Annotated in this window: 12 protein-coding genes; 6 read left to right on the forward strand and 6 right to left on the reverse strand. The window is 68.3% G+C overall.

Translation table 11 applies throughout. The features are described from left to right. The first annotated feature begins 220 nt into the window (after positions 1-220). Positions 221-775: a PH domain-containing protein gene (locus ABZ823_RS30120; RefSeq protein WP_361666004.1), complete on the forward strand. Its 555-nt coding sequence runs from the start codon at positions 221-223 to the stop codon at positions 773-775. A gap of 72 nt (positions 776-847) precedes the next feature. On the opposite strand, the gene ABZ823_RS30125 is transcribed toward ABZ823_RS30120, so the two are convergent. From ABZ823_RS30125 to eccD, 6 genes are all read right to left on the reverse strand, one after another. After that, positions 848-1300 carry a tetratricopeptide repeat protein gene (locus ABZ823_RS30125; protein WP_361666005.1) on the reverse strand — a complete coding sequence of 151 codons (453 nt, stop codon included), beginning with the start codon at positions 1298-1300 and terminating at the stop codon, positions 848-850. Between the two features lie 6 nt (positions 1301-1306). Then, positions 1307-2059 carry a 4-hydroxy-tetrahydrodipicolinate reductase gene (gene dapB, locus ABZ823_RS30130; protein ID WP_361666006.1) on the reverse strand — a complete coding sequence of 251 codons (753 nt, stop codon included), beginning with the start codon at positions 2057-2059 and terminating at the stop codon, positions 1307-1309. Positions 2060-2085: 26 nt separating this feature from the next. Next, positions 2086-3465, reverse strand: coding sequence for a pitrilysin family protein (locus ABZ823_RS30135; protein WP_361666007.1), 1380 nt, complete (start codon positions 3463-3465; stop codon positions 2086-2088). Further along, a complete protein-coding gene (locus ABZ823_RS30140) occupies positions 3462-5681 on the reverse strand; it encodes a polyribonucleotide nucleotidyltransferase (RefSeq protein ID WP_361666008.1) in 2220 nt (739 codons plus the stop codon). The genes ABZ823_RS30135 and ABZ823_RS30140 overlap by 4 nt, the downstream gene beginning before the upstream one ends. 326 nt (positions 5682-6007) lie before the next feature. After that, positions 6008-6295: a 30S ribosomal protein S15 gene (rpsO, locus tag ABZ823_RS30145; protein WP_361666009.1), complete on the reverse strand. Its 288-nt coding sequence runs from the start codon at positions 6293-6295 to the stop codon at positions 6008-6010. A 230-nt stretch (positions 6296-6525) separates the two neighbouring features. Next, positions 6526-7983: a type VII secretion integral membrane protein EccD gene (gene eccD / locus ABZ823_RS30150; RefSeq protein ID WP_361666010.1), complete on the reverse strand. Its 1458-nt coding sequence runs from the start codon at positions 7981-7983 to the stop codon at positions 6526-6528. A 288-nt stretch (positions 7984-8271) separates the two neighbouring features. Between eccD and eccCa the strand changes: the two genes are divergently transcribed. The 5 genes from eccCa (at position 8272) to ABZ823_RS30175 (ending at position 21075) form a co-directional block, all read left to right on the forward strand. Next, on the forward strand, positions 8272-12216 hold the full coding sequence (gene eccCa, locus ABZ823_RS30155; protein ID WP_361666011.1) for a type VII secretion protein EccCa: 3945 nt from the start codon (positions 8272-8274) through the stop codon (positions 12214-12216). Between the two features lie 164 nt (positions 12217-12380). Beyond that, the gene (locus ABZ823_RS30160; protein ID WP_361666012.1) at positions 12381-12782 is read left to right on the forward strand and encodes a hypothetical protein; all 402 of its coding nucleotides are present in this window, start codon (positions 12381-12383) and stop codon (positions 12780-12782) included. 200 nt (positions 12783-12982) lie between these two features. Next, the gene (locus ABZ823_RS30165; protein WP_361666013.1) at positions 12983-18283 is read left to right on the forward strand and encodes a toxin glutamine deamidase domain-containing protein; all 5301 of its coding nucleotides are present in this window, start codon (positions 12983-12985) and stop codon (positions 18281-18283) included. Positions 18284-19326: 1043 nt separating this feature from the next. After that, complete coding sequence (locus ABZ823_RS30170) at positions 19327-20415, forward strand: SUKH-4 family immunity protein (protein ID WP_361666014.1); 1089 nt, start codon at positions 19327-19329, stop codon at positions 20413-20415. Between the two features lie 138 nt (positions 20416-20553). Beyond that, the gene (locus ABZ823_RS30175; RefSeq protein ID WP_361666015.1) at positions 20554-21075 is read left to right on the forward strand and encodes an SUKH-4 family immunity protein; all 522 of its coding nucleotides are present in this window, start codon (positions 20554-20556) and stop codon (positions 21073-21075) included. Positions 21076-21314: the final 239 nt, after the last annotated feature.

Below are 21314 nucleotides of genomic sequence, written 5' to 3' on the forward strand. Positions count from 1 at the left end.
CCGAAAGACGTCGAGCTCGCCGCATAACCTCAGCAACCCCGAACCACCCCAAACCCGACAGGGATGCCTTGACGGAAGACATAGAGGCACCCCCCGCGGGTGAGGCCCTCCCGCGGTCCGGTCGGCCGCAGGCACTCCCCCGGCCCCCCAAGGGTGGTGAGCCGGGACACGGCTCGATAGCCTCACCGGGCACAGCCCCGTGACCGAGTGAGGATCAGTCGTGCCCCTGCCCTTCCTGACGGCCGACCGTGCTGACGAGGCAGCGGACGATCTTCCGCTGCCGTACGACGACCGCAACCGCTGGCGGCGCCCCTACCGCCCCGGTCCCTGGCGGGTGGGCACGGCCGCGCTCCTGCTGCTCCTGGCCTCGTACGTGCTCTTCGCGGCCGTCATCATCGCGTTCACCGGCACACTGTCCGGCGCCGCCACGGTCCTGGTCATCGGGCTGGTCGTCGTCGCCGGGGCTCTGCGGTCGCTGCGCATGGGTGTGTGGGTGAGCGCGCACGGCCTGCGCCGGGTGGGCTTCCTCGGCACGCGTACGGCGCCCTGGGAGCGTGTCGCGTCGGTGCGGACGGTGCAGCAGCCGGTGCGCTGGCTCGGGCTTCCCCGCACGGTGCAGGGGCAGGCGCTGGTCCTCGTGCGCAAGGACCGTGCCGCCGAGGATCTGCCGCCCCTGCTGACCACGCACGGCGCCGACTTCCTGGCGCGCCCGGAGGCCTTCGACCGGGCGGCGGACACGGTCGAGGCGTGGGCCGCGGAGTACGGCCGGCCCTGAGGCGCTACGCCGAGGGACCGCCCGCGGATCTCAGGTCCCGGGCGGCCCCTTGTGCGTCCGTACGGCCGGTCGTCAGGGCGTGACCGGCTTTTTCTCGCGCAGGGCGATCGCCCGCTGCATCGCCTTGCGGGCGCGGGGCGTGTCATGGGCGTCGTGGTAGGCCACGGCCAGCCGGAACCAGCTGCGCCAGTCGTCCGGGGCCAGCTCCGTCTCCGCCTTGCGCTTGGCGAAGACCTCGTCGGCGGAGGCACGGTCGATCCGGCCGCTGGGAGTGCGCCTGAGCTCGTCGACGGGCAGACCGCCCTCGGCGTCCAGCTCGGCGGCGAGCCGGTTGGCCTTGCGGACGAACTGGGTGTTCTTCCACAGGAACCAGATACCGATGACCGGCAGGATCAGCACCGCGACACCGAAGGCGACGGTGAGGGCGGTGCCGCTCTGGATCAGGAGCACACCGCGGCTGCCGACCAGGACGAAGTAGACGACCAGGACAGCGGCCGTGACGGCGTAGGTGATCTTCGCGCGCATGGACGGCTACTTCAGATCGAGGAAGTGCTCCAGGCCGAAGGTGAGGCCCGGAGTGGTCACGACACGGCGGACGCCGAGCAGGATGCCCGGCATGAAGCTGCTGTGGTGCAGCGAGTCATGGCGGATGGTGAGGGTCTCGCCCTCGCCGCCGAGCAGGACCTCCTGGTGGGCGAGCAGGCCGCGCAGACGAACCGCGTGCACCGGGACGCCGTCGACATCCGCCCCGCGGGCGCCGTCCAGAGCCGTGACCGTGGCGTCGGGCTGCGGGGCGCTGCCCGCCTTCTCCCGCGCGGCGGCGATCAGCTGCGCGGTGCGCGTGGCGGTGCCGCTCGGGGCGTCCGCCTTGTTCGGGTGGTGCAGCTCGACGACCTCGACGGACTCGAAGTACGGGGCGGCCACCTCGGCGAACTTCATGGTCAGCACGGCGCCGATGGAGAAGTTCGGGGCGATGAGGACGCCTGTCTGCGGTGACTGGGCCAGCCGGGCCCTCAGCTGCGCGAGGCGCTCGTCGGTCCAGCCGGTCGTGCCCACCACGGCGTGGATGCCGTGCCGTACGCAGAAGTCGAGGTTACCCATCACCGAGTCCGGCGTGGTCAGCTCCACCGCCACCTGGGCGCCCGTGTCGACGAGGGTCTCCAGCTTGTCGCCCCGGCCGAGGGCGGCCACCAGCTCCATGTCCTCGGCGGCTTCGACGGCCCGTACCGCCTCGGCACCGATCCGGCCCTTGGCGCCCAGGACCGCCACGCGCAGCTTGCTCATCTCTCTTGCTTCCTTACCGGAGGGGATTAGGCGACCGCTTCGTGCAGACGGGACGCCTGCTTGTCCTTCAGCGGGCCGATGACCGACAGCGAGGGCCGCTGTCCGAGGAGGTCCCGGGCCACGGACCGGACGTCGTCCGGGGTGACCGCGGCAATCCGCGCCAGCATGTCGTCGACGGACATCTGGTCGCCCCAGCACAGCTCGCTCTTGCCGATACGGTTCATGAGCGCGCCGGTGTCCTCCAGGCCGAGGACCGTGGAGCCGCGCAGCTGACCGATGGCGCGGGCGATCTCGTCGTCGGACAGGCCGTGCTCGGCCACGTGGTCCAGCTCGTCACGGCAGATCTTGAGCACGTCGTGCACCTGGCTCGGGCGGCAGCCCGCGTACACGCCGAACAGGCCGCAGTCCGCGAAGCCGGACGTGTACGAGTACACGCTGTAGGCGAGGCCCCGCTTCTCCCGCACCTCCTGGAACAGGCGGGAGGACATGCCGCCGCCGAGTGCCGTGTTCAGCACCCCGAGTGCCCAGCGACGGTCGTCGGTGCGGGGCAGACCGGGCATGCCGAGGACGACATGCGCCTGCTCGGTCTTGCGGGCGAGCAGCTCGACCCGGCCGGCCGTGCGGATGGCGCGGCGGCCGTCACGCGGTCCGTGGGGCGCGGCGTCCGAGCGCGTGAGCGCGCCGGCCTTCTCGAAGGCTGCGCGCACCTGGCGTACGACCTTGTTGTGGTCGACGTTTCCGGCGCACGCGACCACCAGGTGGGTGGGGTCGTAGTGCTTGCGGTAAAAGCGGCGGATGCGCTCCGCGGACAGGGCGTTGACCGTGTCGACCGTGCCGAGGACCGGGCGGCCGAGGGGGGTGTCGCCGAGCATGGTGTGTGCGAAGAGGTCGTGCACACAGTCGCCCGGGTCGTCCTCCGTCATCGCGATCTCCTCGAGGATCGCGCCGCGCTCGACGTCGACGTCCTCCTCGCGGATCAGCGAGCCGGTGAGCATGTCGCAGACGACGTCGATCGCCAGCGGCAGGTCGGTGTCGAGTACGCGCGCGTAGTAGCACGTGTACTCCTTCGCCGTGAACGCGTTCATCTCGCCGCCGACCGCGTCGATCGCGGACGAGATGTCCAGCGCGCTGCGCCGCTGCGTGCCCTTGAACAGAAGGTGCTCGAGGTAGTGGGTGGCGCCGTTCAGGGACGGCGTCTCGTCGCGGGAGCCGACGTGCGCCCAGATGCCGAAGGTGGCGGAGCGCACGGAGGGCAGGGTCTCGGTGACGACGCGCAGCCCACCCGGAAGGGTGGTCTTGCGGACGGTGCCGATGCCGTTCGCGCCCTGGATGAGGGTTTGGGTACGGGCGACGGCCCGCGCCTCGGAGGAGGTGCGGGCCGTCGCCTTGGAGCCACGGGACGTCACTTGTCGGTGTCGTCCTTCGCCTCGTCGGCCGCTTCCTCGCCCTCGACCACGGGGATGAGGGAGAGCTTGCCGCGGGAGTCGATCTCGGCGATCTCGACCTGGACCTTCTGGCCGACGCCGACCACGTCCTCGACGCTCTCCACGCGCTTGCCGCCGGCGAGCTTGCGGATCTGCGAGATGTGCAGCAGACCGTCCTTGCCCGGGAGCAGCGAGACGAACGCGCCGAAGGTGGTCGTCTTCACGACCGTGCCCAGGTAGCGCTCGCCGACCTCCGGCATGGTCGGGTTGGCGATGGCGTTGATCGCCGCGCGGGCGGCCTCGGCGGACGGGCCGTCGGCGGCACCGATGTAGATCGTGCCGTCGTCCTCGATGGTGATCTCGGCGCCGGTGTCCTCCTGGATCTGGTTGATCATCTTGCCCTTGGGGCCGATGACCTCACCGATCTTGTCGACCGGGATCTTGACGGTGATGATCCGCGGGGCGGTCGGGGACATCTCGTCCGGCCGGTCGATGGCCTCGGTCATCACGTCGAGGATGTGCAGACGGGCGTCACGGGCCTGCTTGAGCGCCGCGGCCAGGACGGAGGCCGGGATGCCGTCCAGCTTGGTGTCGAGCTGGAGGGCGGTCACGAACTCCTTGGTGCCGGCGACCTTGAAGTCCATGTCGCCGAAGGCGTCCTCGGCGCCGAGGATGTCGGTCAGCGTCACGTAGTGCGTCTCGCCGTCGATCTCCTGGGAGATCAGACCCATGGCGATACCGGCGACCGGGGCCTTCAGCGGCACACCGGCGTTCAGCAGCGACATGGTGGAGGCGCACACCGAGCCCATGGACGTCGAGCCGTTGGAGCCGAGGGCCTCGGACACCTGACGGATCGCGTACGGGAACTCCTCGCGTGCCGGCAGGACCGGGACCAGGGCGCGCTCGGCGAGGGCGCCGTGGCCGATCTCGCGGCGCTTCGGGGAGCCGACGCGGCCGGTCTCACCCGTGGAGTACGGCGGGAAGTTGTAGTTGTGCATGTAGCGCTTGCGCGTCACCGGGGAGAGGGTGTCGAGCTGCTGCTCCATGCGCAGCATGTTCAGCGTGGTGACGCCCAGGATCTGCGTCTCGCCGCGCTCGAACAGCGCCGAGCCGTGCACCCGCGGGATGGCCTCGACCTCGGCGGCCAGGGTGCGGATGTCGGTGACACCGCGGCCGTCGATGCGCTTCTTCTCCTTGATGACGCGCTCGCGGACCAGCTGCTTGGTCAGCGCGCGGTACGCGGCGGAGATCTCCTTCTCGCGGCCCTCGAACTCCGGCAGGAGCTTCTCGGCGGCGAGCTGCTTGACGCGGTCCAGCTCGGCCTCGCGCTCCTGCTTGCCGGCGATGGTGAGCGCCTGGGCCAGCTCGGGGCGGACGGCGGCGGTCAGCGCCTCCAGGACGTCGTCCTGGTAGTCGAGGAAGATCGGGAACTCGGCGGTCGGCTTGGCGGCCTTCGCGGCGAGGTCCGCCTGGGCCTTGCACAGCACCTTGATGAAGGGCTTCGCGGCCTCAAGACCGGCGGCGACGACCTCCTCGGTGGGGGCCTCGGCGCCGCTCTGGGTGAGCTTGATGGTGTGCTCGGTGGCCTCGGCCTCGACCATCATGATGGCGACGTCGCCGTCCTCCAGGGCACGGCCCGCGACGACCATGTCGAAGACGGCGTTCTCGAGCTCGGAGTGCGTCGGGAAGGCGACCCACTGGCCGTTGATCAGCGCGACGCGGACGCCGCCGATCGGGCCGGAGAAGGGCAGACCGGCCAGCTGCGTGGACGCGGACGCGGCGTTGATCGCCACGACGTCGTACAGGTGGTCGGGGTTGAGCGCCATGACGGTGGCGACGACCTGGATCTCGTTGCGCAGGCCCTTCTTGAAGGACGGGCGCAGCGGGCGGTCGATGAGCCGGCAGGTGAGGATGGCGTCCTCGGAGGGACGGCCCTCACGGCGGAAGAAGGAACCGGGGATCTTCCCGGCCGCGTACATCCGCTCCTCGACGTCGACCGTCAGCGGGAAGAAGTCGAGCTGGTCCTTGGGGTTCTTGGACGCGGTGGTGGCCGACAGCACCATGGTGTCGTCGTCCAGGTACGCGACGGCGGACCCTGCGGCCTGCTTGGCCAGGCGGCCCGTCTCGAAGCGGATCGTGCGGGTGCCGAAAGAGCCGTTGTCGATGACGGCCTCGGCGTAGTGGGTCTCGTTCTCCACTAGCGTTTTCTCCTCGTCTTCGTCCCTGGCTGCCCGTGTGGCAGGGGGACGGTGGCGGAGAAGCGCTCCATCTGGTGCGGGCCGGTCTTCGATCGAAGCACCCGGGGCTCACTTCCCCCCGGGGGCCACTACCGAGGACCGGCGGCGGCGAGGTGCGCTTCTCCTCGTTCGGTGTATGGGGCCGCGTCCGGTTACTCCGGACGCCGCTCACACGGTGTCGTACGTCTGGTGTTGTGCTACCACACTACAAAGCGGCGGTGACAGTCCGCACGTACAGCAAAGGGAGCGGTCCCCTTCGTCTGGGAACCGCTCCCCTTCACGGCGTCTTACTTGGCGCCCGCCGCACCGCGGCGGATGCCGAGGCGGTCGACCAGCACACGGAAGCGCTGGATGTCCTTCTTGGCCAGGTACTGCAGCAGGCGGCGACGCTGACCGACCAGGATCAGCAGACCACGACGGGAGTGGTGGTCGTGCTTGTGGGTCTTGAGGTGCTCGGTCAGGTCGGAGATGCGGCGGGACAGCAGCGCGACCTGGACCTCGGGGGAGCCGGTGTCACCCTCCTTGGTACCGAACTCGGACATGATCTGCTTCTTCGTAGCGGCGTCGAGCGACACGCGTACTCCTCGTAGTCTTCATGAATGCCACCGAGCGCTCCTGGTCTTCTTCTCAGGAGAACTTCCACGACTCGGAAGGCGGGGATCCGCTGAGCGCGGCCTCCAGATCCCTACGGCCCCTGAGGGCTTCGGGCGGGGTCCGGGGGTGCGTACACGAACGGCCGTCACACAGGGTACCAGCCCGCGGTGGCCGGTTTTCCGCCCGTGGCCCGGCGGCCGGCGGGCGGACCTCAGACGCCGCCGCGGACCTTGCCGTAGACATCGAGGACGGCCAGGCACACCGGGACCAGGGAGAGCAGCACCAGGGAGTCCGCGAGATCCAGCATGCGCCCCCAGAAGGGGGAGAGCCCCTTCTGCGGCACGATCAGGGCGATCGCGATCAGGAGCAGCACGCCGGCGGCGACCGAGGCGCCGAGCCACAGGGTCCGTACGTCGACGGGTGCGGAGTTGCCCTTGACCAGTTCGAGGAGGATGTCGGCCGGGGGCGAGATGGCGAGGCCCAGGACCAGCAGACCGAGCGTGACGACACCGGCCACGAACAGGCACGTCACCTGGGCGGTGTACCGGAACAGGCGGGCCCTCAGCATGGCGGCGAGGCCGGTGCACAGGGCGAGCAGCTGGGCCCAGCCGCTGTCGCTGAAGCCGAGCACCGCGCCGCTCGCGCCGATGACGACGGCGGCGCAACCGCCGACCAGTCCGAGCAGCAGTTCGTGGCCCCGGCTGGTCTGGGCGACGATGCGCTGGACGTCGACGGCCTCCAGGTCGCCCTCCCGGCCCTCGCGACGGGCCCTGGCCAGGTCCTCCGGGTTGCGGAAACCGATCGGCAGCTTGGCGAAGCGGGCGGACCAGCCGGGCAGGAAGCCGACGACGGCCAGCGCGACGACCGAGGTGCCCGCGGCGATCTCCCGGGGCTTGGCGTCGGTGAGGACACCGCAGAACACCGCGAGCGTGCCGATCGCGGCGGCCAGCGCGGCGGCCACGAAGGGGGCGTCTCCCTGGGGCAGCAGCATGATCAGGACGATGGAGAAGAGCAGCACGGTGACACAGCCGACGAGGAACTGGATCCTGCCGGGGCCATCACCCGCGTCCTGGGGGATGACGCCGGAGCCCGCGATGAGTGCGTGCGGCAGGGCCGAGACGCCGAGCGCGACGGCGGAACCGCGGTCGTCGTACACCCGGGCCCGCACACCGGCGAGTGCCGTCAGGGCCAGTGCGACCACGCCGGCGAGGATGCCCTGGAGGCCGTGCATGTCGTGCCGGATCGGATCCGCGAACCAGAAGACGAAGCCGAGCATGACCAGCAGCAGCGCGCCGGAGACGAGACCGGCCACCCGCATCAGGTTGTCGTTCCAGCTGCGGATGTCCTGCTTGACCGCGGCGGCGATCGCGTCGACCACGTCGTCGTGAACGGCCGGCGGCAGCGAATCGGCGAACGTCCGCAACAGCAGCACCTCGCCGTCCCTGACCCGGTGCTCCAGCAACGACCGGCTCGCGTCGAGTACTTGGCCCTCACGCCGTACGAGGTGGTAGCCGGCGGGGCTGGTGTCCGACTGGACCAGACCCGAGAGCCTGACGATCTCGGGAAAGAGGTCCTGGATCGGCAGGTCCTCCGGCAGCGCGACATCGACACGGCTGTCCGGCGCTGCGATGGTGATTCGGCAGAAACCCGTCGAAGTCCCCGTGCTCACCTGGTAGTTCCCCCTGACAGACAAGGCTTCTTCACGTCTTTTTCACGTCTTCACGTCGCTCGTGCGACGCGGAGCGCCACCCTATCCGTTGCGGCCACAGGCACAGGTCGTGCCTACCTCTTTTCTCCCAGGACCCCCCAGCATCTCCATCGTCCTCGCGCTCTGGGGCACTTTCCGCATCAGTAGGATCGACGCCTGCGCGGACGACGCCTACGCGAACGAGAACAGGTCGCGGTACACGGGGGCGTCGGTGCCAAGACGTATCAATCGCGAAGGATGAGTGCATCGGTGAGCGTCGTCATCATCAAACGGCCGCCGCGAACAGCGCCCCCGGTCGTCCCGGACGGCGAGGTCAGACTCGAGACGCCGCCCGAGATTCCGCGAGAGGGCGAAGAGGGCATGCTGATGACCCTGCTGCCCATGATGGGCATGCTGGGTTCCGTCGGCTTCTTCTTCATGCCGGGCCTGCCCTCGTACATGAGGGTGGTCGGCGGGCTGATGCTGGCCTCGACCGTGGCCATGGCGATCGGTCAGTTCGCCAAGTCCCGGCAGGGCGGAGGCGCCGGGATGGCCCAGGACCGGCGTGACTACTTCCGCTATCTCGAGCAGGTGCGCAAGGATGTGCACAAGACCGCGGAGCTCCAGCGGAGCAGCCAGCTCTTCCAGCATCCCGACCCGGACCAGCTGTGGGCACTGGCGGCCGACGGCAGGCGGCTGTGGGAGCGGCGCCCGACCGACGCGGACTTCGCCTCCGTACGGATAGGCCGCGGCACCCAGCAGCTGAACACTCCGCTCGTCGCCCCGGAGACCGCGCCCAAGGAGGAGCTGGAGCCGCTGACGGCGGCGGCCATGAAGGCCTTCCTCGACGCTCACGGCAGTCTGTCCGACCTGCCCGTCTCCGTCTCGCTGCGCGCCTTCTACCACGTGACGATGTGCGGAGACACCGACACGGTCTACGGCAACGCCCGCGCGGCCCTGGCCCAGCTGGCGACGCTGCATTCGCCGGAGGATCTGATGGTCGCCGTGGTGGCGCACCCCTCCGCGGCGGCGGACTGGGACTGGATCAAGTGGCTTCCGCACAGCCAGCACCCCAAGGCCAAGGACGGAGCGGGCTCGGCCCGGCTCCTCTTCGACGACCTCGGTGAGCTGGAGGAGGCCCTGGCGGACCAGCTGGAGGACAGGCCTCGCTGGAACCGGGACGCGAACCCGGTGTACGACCAGCCGCACCTGATCGTGGTTCTCGACGGGGGCACGGTGCCGCCGGACTCCGAACTCGCCAGTGTGGAGGGCCTCCAGGGCGTCACCTTCCTCGAGATCGCCCCGGGAGAGCTGGAGGAAGAGCTGCGCGCCGGTCTGACGGTCTACGCCAAGCCCGACAGCATGCGGCTGTTCGTCGGACACGAGTCCGCGTACTCCGGAAAGCCCGATGTGCTGAACGCGGCGCAGGCCGAGTCCCTGGCCCGGCAGCTCGCCCCCTTCCGGGTCGGCACCGCGGAGGAGGGCGAACCCCTCCTGTCCAACCTGGACTTCACCGATCTCATGGGCATCGGCGACGCGGGTTCGGTCGATGTCTCGCGCACCTGGCGCCCGCGCACGCTTCACGAACGGCTGCGGGTGCCGATCGGTGTCGGCGAGAACGGCGAGCCGGTCATGCTCGACCTCAAGGAGGCCTCGCAGGAGGGCATGGGCCCGCACGGGCTGTGCGTCGGCGCGACCGGCTCCGGAAAGTCGGAGCTCCTGCGCACGCTGGTGCTCGGTCTCGCGGTGACGCACTCCTCGGAGACCCTGAACTTCATCCTCGCGGACTTCAAGGGCGGTGCGACCTTCGCGGGCATGGCGGACATGCCGCACACCGCCGCCGTCATCACCAACCTCGCGGACGACCTCACGCTCGTCGACCGCATGCGGGACGCGATCACGGGTGAGATGCAGCGCCGTCAGGAGCTGCTGCGCACGGCCGGCAACTACGCCAACCTGCACGACTACGAGAAGGCCCGTGCGGCGGGCGCCGCGCTGGAGCCGATGGCCTCGCTGGTGATCGTGCTCGACGAGTTCTCCGAACTCCTCACCGCCAAGCCGGACTTCATCGACATGTTCATCCAGATCGGCCGTATCGGCCGCTCGCTGGGTGTGCACCTGCTGCTGGCGTCGCAGCGCCTGGAGGAGGGCAAGCTGCGCGGACTGGACACCTACCTGTCCTACCGGATCGGTCTGCGCACCTTCTCCGCCGCCGAGTCCCGTACGGCGATCGGTGTCCCGGACGCCTACCACCTGCCGTCGATCCCCGGCTCGGGCTATCTGCGGTACGACACCGACACCATGGTCCGCTTCAAGGCCGCGTACGTGTCGGGGCCGTACCACGGCGAGGGCCCGTCCCGGGTGCACCGCTCCACCCAGCTGCGGCCCGCGCTGTTCACGGCGGCACACGTGGCGCTGCCCGCGCAGCCGGTGGTCGAGGAGCCGGAGGCCGACAGCGGGGTGGACGACGCGCTCGCCGACACCGTCCTGGACGTCATCGTGGGCAGGATGGTCAACCAGGGGCCGCCCGCCCACCAGGTGTGGCTGCCGCCGCTCGAGGAGGCGCCCTCGCTGGACCAGCTTCTCCCCCAGCTGGCCGTCACCCCGGACCGCGGCCTGACCGCGCCCGAGTACACGGCGCTCGGCCGGCTCAACGTGCCGGTCGGCCTGGTGGACAAGCCGTTCGAGCAGCGCCGCGACGTGTTGTACCGGGACTTCTCGGGCGGTGCGGGCCACGGTCTGTTCATCGGTGGTCCGCAGTCCGGCAAGTCGACTCTGCTGCGCACGCTCATCTCGTCGTTCGCCCTCACCCACACCCCCGCCGAAGTGCAGTTCTACTGCCTGGACTTCGGCGGTGGCGGTCTGATCTCGATGGAGGAGCTGGCCCACGTCGGCGGGGTCGCCAACCGGCTCGACGCGGAGAAGGTGCGCCGTACGGTCAGCGAGGTCGAGGGCATCCTGAACACGCGCGAGGAGTACTTCCGCGCGAACAACATCGACTCCATCCAGACGTACCGGCAGCGCAGGGCCTCGGGGCTGCTGCCCGACCAGCCCTGGGGTGATGTCTTCCTCGTCATCGACGGCTGGGCGACCTTCAAGATGGACTACGAGCTGCTGGAGGCCGCCGTCACCGACATCGCGACGCGCGGTCTCGGCTTCGGTGTGCACGTGATCCTGACCGCCAGCCGCTACACCGAGGTGCGGCCCGCGCTCAAGGACATGCTGCAGAACCGCATCGAGCTGCGGCTCGGTGACCCGACCGAGTCGGAGATCGACCGCAAGGTCGCCCAGAACGTTCCCAGCACCATGCCGGGCCGCGGCCTCAGTTTGGACAAGCTGCACTTCATGACGGCGCTGCCCCGGGTCGACGGTTCTTCGGAGACGAAGGACCTGTCGGAGGCGACGACGATCCTCGTCCGCGGCGTCAACGACAACTGGCAGGGCAGCCACGCCCCGGCCGTACGGCTGCTGCCCACCCTGCTGCCGGCGGACCGGCTGCCGCAGGGCTTCCAGCACCCGGAGCGCGGCGTCGCCATCGGCATCGACGAGTCGGCCCTCGCGCCGGTCTTCGTCGACTTCGAGACCGACCCGCACTTCATCGTGTTCGGTGAGAGCGAGTCCGGGAAGTCCGCGGTGCTCAGGCTGCTCATCAAGCAGATCACCGAGCGTTACGCGCCGGACAAGGCCAAGATCGTCATGGGTGACTACCGGCGCGCCCATCTGGAGGGTGTGCCGGAGTCACACCTGTCGCGCTACTGCGCGTCGGCGCCCGCCCTGACCGAGACGCTGGAAGGGCTGGCCGGCTCCATGAGCCGTCGCATGCCCGGTCCGGACGTCACACCGGAGCAGCTGCGCAACCGCAGCTGGTACAGCAGCCCGGACGCGTTCGTCATCATCGACGACTACGACCTGGTGGCCACGGGCATGAACCCGCTGGCCCCTCTGCTCGAGTATCTGCCCTTCGCGCGTGACATCGGCCTCCGCGTCATCATCGCGCGTTCGTCGGGCGGCGCCAGCCGGTCGCTGTACGAGCCGGTGATGCAGCGCCTGCGTGAGCTCGGCGCCCAGGGCATCGTGCTCTCCGGCGACCGGACCGAGGGTGCGCTGCTCGGCAACATCACTCCCTCGCAGCTGCCGCCCGGGCGCGGGTACTTCCACACGCGCCGGCGTGGGGGGCAGCTGATCCAGACCGGGTGGCTTCCGGCGCGGTTCTGAGCTCCCGTCAAGGCCGGTACGGCGATTCGGAGGGGCGGCACCTGCTGGTGCCGCCCCTGCGGCATGTGTGGGGTTGGAGGGGATGAGGGGCCGGGGGTGGGTCCGGGCCTGGTGCGCCCACTAGGGTTGTCCGTCGAACAAGTGCCGATTCACGGGGGGCAGTTGTGGCCAGCGACGGGCTGCGCGCCGATCCCTCGGTCCTCAAGGCCGAGGGTTTCAACATGTTCACGGTGGGCCAGGACTTCAGCAAGGCGGTGAAGAGCCTGCATGACGGGCTGTCCGCGCTGGAAGGCGGCAACGGCGCCACCCCGCCATGGGGCGACGACGACATCGGCGAGAAGTTCGGGGTCGCCTACGAGGGCCTGCGCGACGGCATGTACCAGTCGATGGGCAGCCTGGCGGAACGGCTCGCGGGGATGGGGCTGGCCTTCACCGAGATGGGCGTGCGGCACGAGCGGAACGAGGGCGACGAGGACGCCGCCTGGCGGGACATCACCGCTCAGTACGACGGGCAGGTGGACTTGCCTACGGGTCCGCACCATATGCGTCGTCGGCAAGAGCCCTGATCATCACTTGTCTTGAAGGCGGGGCTTGACCTTTTTCGCCGTCAAGCAGCCTGGCCTGCGACAGATTTGTGACAGCAATCCTCTGAAGTTGACTGCGATTGAGTCCGTAAGCTGTGCCCACGGCTGTTCGATGCGTGATTTCCCTTGATGGGTGAGGGAGTTGGACGCCGGTTGCCGACGGGGGTGTGTGTGCTGTGTCCATGATGCTGCCGGACGAGCTCGAATGGGTTCTCGAGATGCTCGGCTACCACTGGCCGACGGCGGACGAGGACAAGCTCAGAGAGTCCGCGGCCCTGTGGCGGAAGTTCGGCGACGACGTCACCGAACTGCACGCCTCGGCGAACGCCAGCGCCAGAACGGTGGTGGCCCACAACGCCGGCGAGTCGATCGACAAGTTCACCAAGGCCTACGCCAAGTTCGGCGGCGGCAACGGCTCCGACGGCTACCTCGCGAACGCGGCACAGGCCGCCTACACCATCGCAAACGTGATGGAAGCCTGCGCCTACCTCGTGGAATTCGCCAAATGGGCGGTGATCGCGCAGCTGATCGCCCTGGCCATCGAGATCGCCGCCGCGCAGGCCGCCGCGCCCTTCACCTTCGGCCTGTCCGAGGTCGGCGCGCTCGGCGCCACCCAGGTCACTCGACTGATCGTGCGCCGCCTCTTCGACGAGCTCAAAGAGGCGCTCATGGAAGCCATCGTCGAGGCGATGAAGGAACCCGCCATCTCGGCGATCGAGGCGATCATCACCGACCTCATCCGGCAGACGGTGAACGTCGGCTTCGGCGCCCAGCAGGGCTACGACCTCGGCCAGACCGTCAAGGCCGGCACCGACGCCGGCTGGGAGGCCATCAAGCAGACCCCGCAGACCCTGGCCGAGGGTGTGCGCGACAGCCTGGGGCACAAGGCCGGCGACCGCTTCCACCACGCCATCGACAGCCGCATCGACGGCTACCACGGGTCGGGTACGGGGGACGGTGACGGTGGGGACGGCGGACACGAGGGGTCCGACTCCTCGTCGAGGTCGTCGTCGGACTCGGACTCGGATTCGGGGTCCTCGTCCGACTCCTCGTCGTCGACGTCGTCCGACGACTCCGGCTCGTCGGGATCGGACTCGTCGTCGAGGCACTCGGACACGAATTCGGATTCGGGTTCGGGTTCGGGTTCGCGTTCGGACTCGAACTCGGGCCCAGGGAGGAACATAGGCAGCGGGATTTCCGCCGACACCGGGGGCGTCGGCGTTCACACGCCGGATGTGGGCGTGGGTCCGGACTCCCACTCCGGCACCGACTCGGGATCAGATTCCGGGTCCGGCTCCGGGCCGGGGCAGAATCCTTCCTCCTCGGATGTCCCGACCTCGAGGCATACGACGTCGCTGGCGGACTTCGACGACCCCACACCCGGTGGCGCCTCGCACAACGACTCGAACACCGACCCGTCGTCCAGTGCTCCGAGCACGTCCGGCCCCACCGGCACCGGCCACTCCTCCGTGTCCGGAATCTCCTCACCGACCCCGCACGCCGCACCCACCCACGCGTCGTCCGGCGGCACGGCGTCCCCGACGGGTGGCGGCAGAGGCGGCGGGATCGGCACGTCGATCGACAGCCTGGCCGCCAGTGCCCCCACCCAGTCCCACGCCGCCCCCACCCCCACCACGACGGACCACTCCCCCAGCGGAACCGGCGGGCGTCCGGACGGCAACTCGGGCATGCCGACCTCGCCCACGCCTCCTTCGACGACGAGCGGCGGGCCGGCCCCGCGCGCCGCTGCGAGCACGCCCGGCAGCACCTCCTCCACGCCGGGCCCCACCAGCCCGACCTCCAGCCCGGGTCCGACGAGGAATCCGTCCTCCGCCACACCCAGCACCCCCTCGCCGACGGGAACCGGTCCCGCGTCCACCCCCAGCCCTACGTCCTCAACGACGCCCCGGACACCCCAGGCCGCGACGCTGGACGGCCGCACATCCGGCGGGGGGGACGGCCGAATACCCGGCACCAGCGACCGACGGACCCCCGGCACGCCGGACGGCCGCATCCCGACGCAGCGCACCCCCGGCACCGCCCAGGACGGCCGGACGGCGCCCCGCGGCACGCCTGGCACGACACCAGGCGACCGGACTCCGCCCCGCACCACCCCCGACGACCGCACGGCACCGCGGAACACCCCGGATGACCGCACGGCGCCCCGCGACCGGACCACGCCTCGCACGGACGACCGGACGACACCCCGGGCGGACGACCGGACGACCCCCCGCAACGTCACGGACGACCGCGCAGCCCCCCGCAACACCCCCAGCACCACACCCGGCGACCGCACCGCCCCCCGTAACACTCCTGACGCAACCGACGCCCGGACAACACCCACCCGAGGCCAGAACCCGAACGCGAACTCGGACCCGAGTTCCAACTCGAACTCGAACCCGAACTCGTCTACGAGCCGCACCCCGAACCCCAGCTCGAACCCCAACTCGAACCCGGCCCAGAACCGAGCCACGAACCAGGGCACCCCGCCCCCCACCTCGTCCAGCACCGGGCCGGAGCGGACCTCGAACCCGAGCAACCAGGCCGCCAATGGATCCGGCACTCCCGGCACGCAGAATCCGCCGGGCACCCGCCCCACCCCCAACAGGTCACCGAACCAGCCGGCGGGCACGGCACCCGGCGCCCCTCCGCACCCGAACGCCCCGCAGCAGCCGGCCTCCCAGCACAACACGTCACAGACGCCGGAATCCGGGACGGACAAAACACACGACCCCCAGCACCACCAGGTGACGCCGGTCCCGATCCACACCGTCGTCCCCGGCGCGACACCTCCGCCACACGCGACAAGTGCCACACCGCAGCCACCGGGCGCGCCCCACGCCGACCCCGGCCCGTCCACTCAGCACCACCCGCACCAGGACAGCCTGGACGACATCCGCAACGACCTGGACCACTACCCCGGCGGTCTGACCGAACCACACCCCGACGACCAGCACGCGCTGGTCAACGCGGTGCCGCACAATCCCGACGGCACCCCGCAGCGCTTCCCGGACCCCTTCGCCCAGTGGTCCCAACTCCAGAACGACGGCGGCAACCAGGTCCCCGGCCGAAGCAACAACTGCGCCGACTGCTCCCGCTCCTTCCTCGAGACCTGGTACGGAAACCCCCAGGTCTCAGCCCCTCGTACCCTCGACCTGGACGAACACGCCAACCCCGACCTCTGGTCACCCGAGAACAACGCCAACGCGAACCAGATCCGGTGGTCGGGCGCGGAACACACATACGCCGGCACCGGCAGCGACCCCGACACCCCCGCCCGCATCGCCTGGGACCTCCACCAGGCCGGCCACGGCGCCGCGGCCATCGTCCAGGTCGACTGGCCGGGCGGAGGCGGCCACGCCTTCAACGCCGTCAACTACCACGGCAACATCATCTGGATCGACACCCAGAGCGGAGAGGTCAGCCACCAGCCCCTCCACATCCCCAACGCGGACCGCGTCTGGCACATCCCCCTCGACGCCAACCGCAACCCGATCCACCCCACCCCGACGGACACCACCACCTCGCACAACGAGTCGGACAACCCCCAAGAGGGAACCGGCACTCACCACCAGGAGTCCGACAACTCCCCCGATTCGAACGAGAACCACAAGGCCCCCGAACCGGACTCGTCAGACGAGACCTCGAAGCAGACCCCCGACGAGACCGACACCAACAGGCACACTGAGGACAGCTCACCAAAGGCCGAGCAGGGGCCGACTCACGCGGACACACCGAAGCCCGATGGGCCTTCAACACGCCATCCGTCCGAGCCCACACACGAGTCGGGCCCCAGGCCCACGCGCACCACCGCTGAGAGCAGCAACGGATACGAAGGCGACCACGCAACGCCCCCCACACGGCGCGACGAACGGGCGCCGGACAACGCCACCCGAACCGACGCGGCCGACACGCGCACCACCCCTGGCACCGCCGATCCGACCCGTGAGCATCAGGCGCCTTCGCCGACCGACCGCTCCACCAACACCGACACGCGCCCCGTCACGAACGACACGACACCTCCCGGGCCCCATGCGGCACCGACCGAGCCGACCACCGATCGCGGCCTTCCTCGGCAGCCTCCTGCCCCGGACCTGCGCACAAACGAGACAGCGCCCCACCGGCCGCCCAGTGGAAGCGCAAACAGCCCAGGTCCAGGTGCCACACCCTCAGCAGGTCATCACGCCACACCCAGCCAGCCATCGGCCGCACCCGCCGGCCCGCATCACGGAGCACCGCAAGAACCTGCGGGCGAGGGCTCCTCTAGATTCCATGCAGAAGAAGTGCGCGGGTCAGCCGAGTTCGGCGAGCGCCAAACAGCTACTCACACGCACTTCGATATGCCCCTAGAAGAGTCACAACGAATACTTCGGGAAACTCACCATGTATCACAAACAGACCTCGGGCCAGTCATCGACAACGTCCACCGATGGGCAAGAGACGGCTCACTGGCCCGCGTTGTGGAAGAAGCGCGCAGCAATGGACGCCTAAGCCAGTCGCAACTCAACAAGATTCTTGGCGAGAAGTTCAGGAAACTCAACCCTGAGCAGAAGATGGCCGTTGTCGCGGGTATCGCTCGCATCAGTAACACATTCCATGAAGCTCACGCTGCAGGCAACAGCCCCACAGCCGGCGACCCAGAACGACGCCGACCCAAAGGGGTCAAGAACGAAATAAACCCCCTCCCGGGTGTATCCATGCACGAAAATCACGACGTACGGCGCATGAAGGAGGGCGACAGCAAATCCCCAGCCGACGCGCGAGCTCGCGATTACGCCGTAACTCACGAGGCGGATAGTGCAGACCCTGCAGACAAGGAAAAGAAGGAGAACGAGTTCGAAAAACTCTGGAAACAAAACAAAGACAGCAACATGCGACCAGACATGTCAGGCAAGAACTACGCCGTACTCGAGGTTCACGAACAGGTCGGCGACAGAGTCGAAGTCAACTACGTAATCGACTCTTCGATCCCAGGGAGTGATCGCTACCACCACGATCACTCGGAACCACATCTGGGAGAATGGATGAGGAGCGTGGAAGCCAGTCACCCTGGCCGGTTCAAGACTGTGGCCTTGTTTACCGAATTCGAGCCGTGCGGTGACAGGACGGGAACCGGCGGGGCCAACTGCTCGGACTATCTCAGCCATGACATGGAGCGCGATCCTGGAGCCCCCCGCGCACGCACAAAGACAGCACGCGAGAACCGCCCCGAAGAAGTGCGAATGAATCCCCCTAAGAGTGATCTACGCATATCGTACGGGATCGGTTATCGAAAAGGGGCTATGGGGCACGAAGCAGCTGCCCAACAGGGCGAGTACGCGAGCCCTGCCGAGAAGCGGGAAGCGGTGAGGCAGGGCAAGGCCCTCGACAACGCCGAGCGTGAGCATGTGAAGGCACTCACCGACGAGCAAATGGTGAAGTATCGCGGCGAGTGGCTGAGGGCCTGGATGAACGCAGTAGGGCCAGTCCAGGGGAGCAGCTGATCTCCTGAAGCCATGAGTTACGTTAGGTAGTTACGAGGGCGCGGCAGGCGGAAGCGAGGACTGAGGGCCAAGTGCATCTGACACCTGAGCGAGCGGTTGAGCGGGTCGAGACCTGGCTGGCCGAGCCGCATCGCTTGTACGAAACCCTTGCAATCCGAGGAGAGGCGGGGGCCGGAAAAACTGGACTCCTGCAAGAGCTGTCCGGCCGTATGCCCGATGCCGTCTATGTGGACTGTCATGGGCTGACCGCAGAAGATGTGGCACGCCGTCTGCTGGTGGCATGGGGCGTCAATGCCGCTCCAACGTCCCTCGTCTCAGGCGCTCAGAGGATCACGAGCGGTGGGGTCGCCCTCCTTGCGAATGTTCAGTGGGCGGACGGGTTCGTCACCTCCAACGAAGCCAGCAGGATCAGTCAGCTCGTGACCCGCACTCTCAAACGGTTCTCGCGGCCACCTGTACAGTTCATCGTAGAACGGTCCTCAGACAGGCCGTGGGTCCTCGCTCCTGGCCGAAATGACATTGTCCTCAGCCCGCCACCCAGCGATGAGGATCGATGCGCCGACTTGGCGAGGCTGCTTGAACTGCATCCTCCGCTCTGGGTACTGGCCGCAGCCGAACTTCGCGCCGTCTCGCTCCCTGTCTGGGCAGAGCTGTGCCGGTGCCTCGGCGTGCAGGCATCAGCTGGCCAACTGGAAGAGCTGACGGAAACACGCACGGAACTCCTGGCCACCTCGGAGGTTGCGGGAGCCGTAAGGGAGGTCGGTTTTCGGGCGGAGTCCGATCGCTACCGACTCAGGCGGCTCCATACCGTCGACCACGGATCGCTGCTCGCATCGCTCTTGCGACGGCTGCATACGCGGGGAGCATCGTCCAACAACGCAGCTGATCCCCTCGCCCGGTATGCAGCCCAAGCAGTGGGCCTCCATGCCGCTCAGGCCGGACTACTCGAGGATGTCTTGGCGGACGGGTCCGTGCTGGCGAACCTCGAGGCAGCTGGTCTTCTGCAAGGCATAGCCGCAACCTGGCCGAGTGCCGTCCCACAGATGAGCATCGCCACCGACATCCACTACCTGGAGCAGCTGGGGCTCGCCGCCGCACCCCACGAGGAGTGGGTCGCCTGGCTGCATCATTGCGCTCTCAATCGAGACGACGAAAGGCTGGCTCGTGCGATAGCAACTGAGTCAGGGGTCGCGCTCCCATGGAGGACTGTCTGGACCAACTGCCGGCCCTTCGGGACCTTCGGCCGGTTCCGGGAGCCAACGGCAGAGCGGTCCGATGCACCATCGGACCAGAGATTTGGAGCGCAAGAGCTGGTCAGTCTGCTGGCAGAGAGTCATTCCTGGCCTCTTCTCGAGACTGGGCCGCGCGTCCGGCACATCTTCGATGGACGCGAGGACGCCTTCCGTCCCTTCAGAAGCAAGAGGTTGGCAGAGTCAGAATGGTTCGTTGTCGGGCCGTCCGGCCCCTTCGTGGTAAATGTGAACTCCGCCGCCAGTCAACAACCACACCTCACAGCGCTCCCGGCCCCCTTTGTGGGCCCTATCACCCAGGCGGGCCTCTGGAACTGTCCTCCGCAGGCACTGGCCGAGGGCGCTCCTGACCGAGCTTGGCTCGAATCCACTTTTGGGATGGGCACATGCCGCCCGCTGTCACAGGAAGACTTGCCGCCCGGCCTCAGCGACTCAGACAGCCGGAACTTCCTCACCAGCGTCGGTCTGCCCGCATTGTCAGAGCAACTCCCCTTCTTCCGCACTGCTGACCTGGGCAAGACAGGTCTGGTTCAGGTTCAGTGGCCTGCTGACGCAGATCTATCCAATAGCGAAGGTCCCTTCTACTACCTGGGAGAATGGACCGGCGGCCGAGTACTTCTCGACGGATCCACAGGTGCTGTCGTCCAGGACTACAGCACCGGCTATTCGTCTGTGGCCGTTGCGACGGGTCTACGGCATTTCTGCATCCTCCTCCGTCTGTACCATGAGTTCCTGATCAGTGATTTCAGCACGCCCGACGAACGAAGGAACGCGCGTCACAGTCTGCGGCAGTGGGCGGAGGAGATCGACCCGGTGGTCATAGACGCCGATCATTGGGAACAGGTCTTGGATGGGGACTTGGACAACTGGGGTACCGAGTAGTACCCCGTCGTGTGGCCGACGAAGAATTGCTCGCGAAGTCGGCCGCCGGTGGCGTCCTGTAGTTTGATGGACCCACCGGCCGCATACTGCGCGCCTGCTGATCAGCCCGGACTGCGTCACCATCCCACGGTCGCCGACATGGATACGCGGGGCAGGGTCACTATTCACTCACTTGAGCATCTGTCGGACAGCTCGCTCATTCCTCCAGGCCTGACAGACGAAACCGCACTCCAAGTGCTTGCCGACATCGGCCTCCCCGCCATGAGAGAGAAGGGAATCGAATTTCAGTCAGGCGATGAGCGATTCCTGGAGGAGCTGCCATGGCTCAGCGAGGTGGAGCCACCCGAGGAGACCGGGCCTTTCTTCCGTATCGCTCTGTGGATGGGTGGCGTGGTCGTCATCGACGGCCCCAGCGGGCACGTACTGCGCATCCCTTACGACGCCGAAGAAAGCGGCCTCGACTGCGCCCTTCTCGCCAACGACTTGGACCGCTTTCTGAGAATGCTCACTCACTGGATCACGGGTGTCCGAATCCTGGAGCACTTGGACAACGAGGATGAGGCCCACCTACTGCGCCAGCACATCGACGATGCGCTCTGGGACATCGACGACGAAGGCGCCGACGCCGGCGCCTGGAAGTACGCGCTGTACAACGAATGACGATCGTCCAGGCACGTGGAGGACAGGAGCTCAGAATTCGATTCCGCCAAACCGATATCGTCACGCGGGGCGAGGCGGGGTTCCGCACCGCCCCGGGTGAGCACCTAACGCCGGATAGCCGACACGGCCAACGTCGCCCTATGTGGCACTAGGGCCTGTACGGAGTCGTGATCACCATGCTGGTACAACTTTCGTGTGGCGAGGCGTGAACTGAGTGACGACGATTGGGCGTTGGTCGA

Source organism: Streptomyces sp. NPDC047079 (genome assembly GCF_040643755.1).
In the GTDB taxonomy this organism is placed as follows: domain Bacteria; phylum Actinomycetota; class Actinomycetes; order Streptomycetales; family Streptomycetaceae; genus Streptomyces.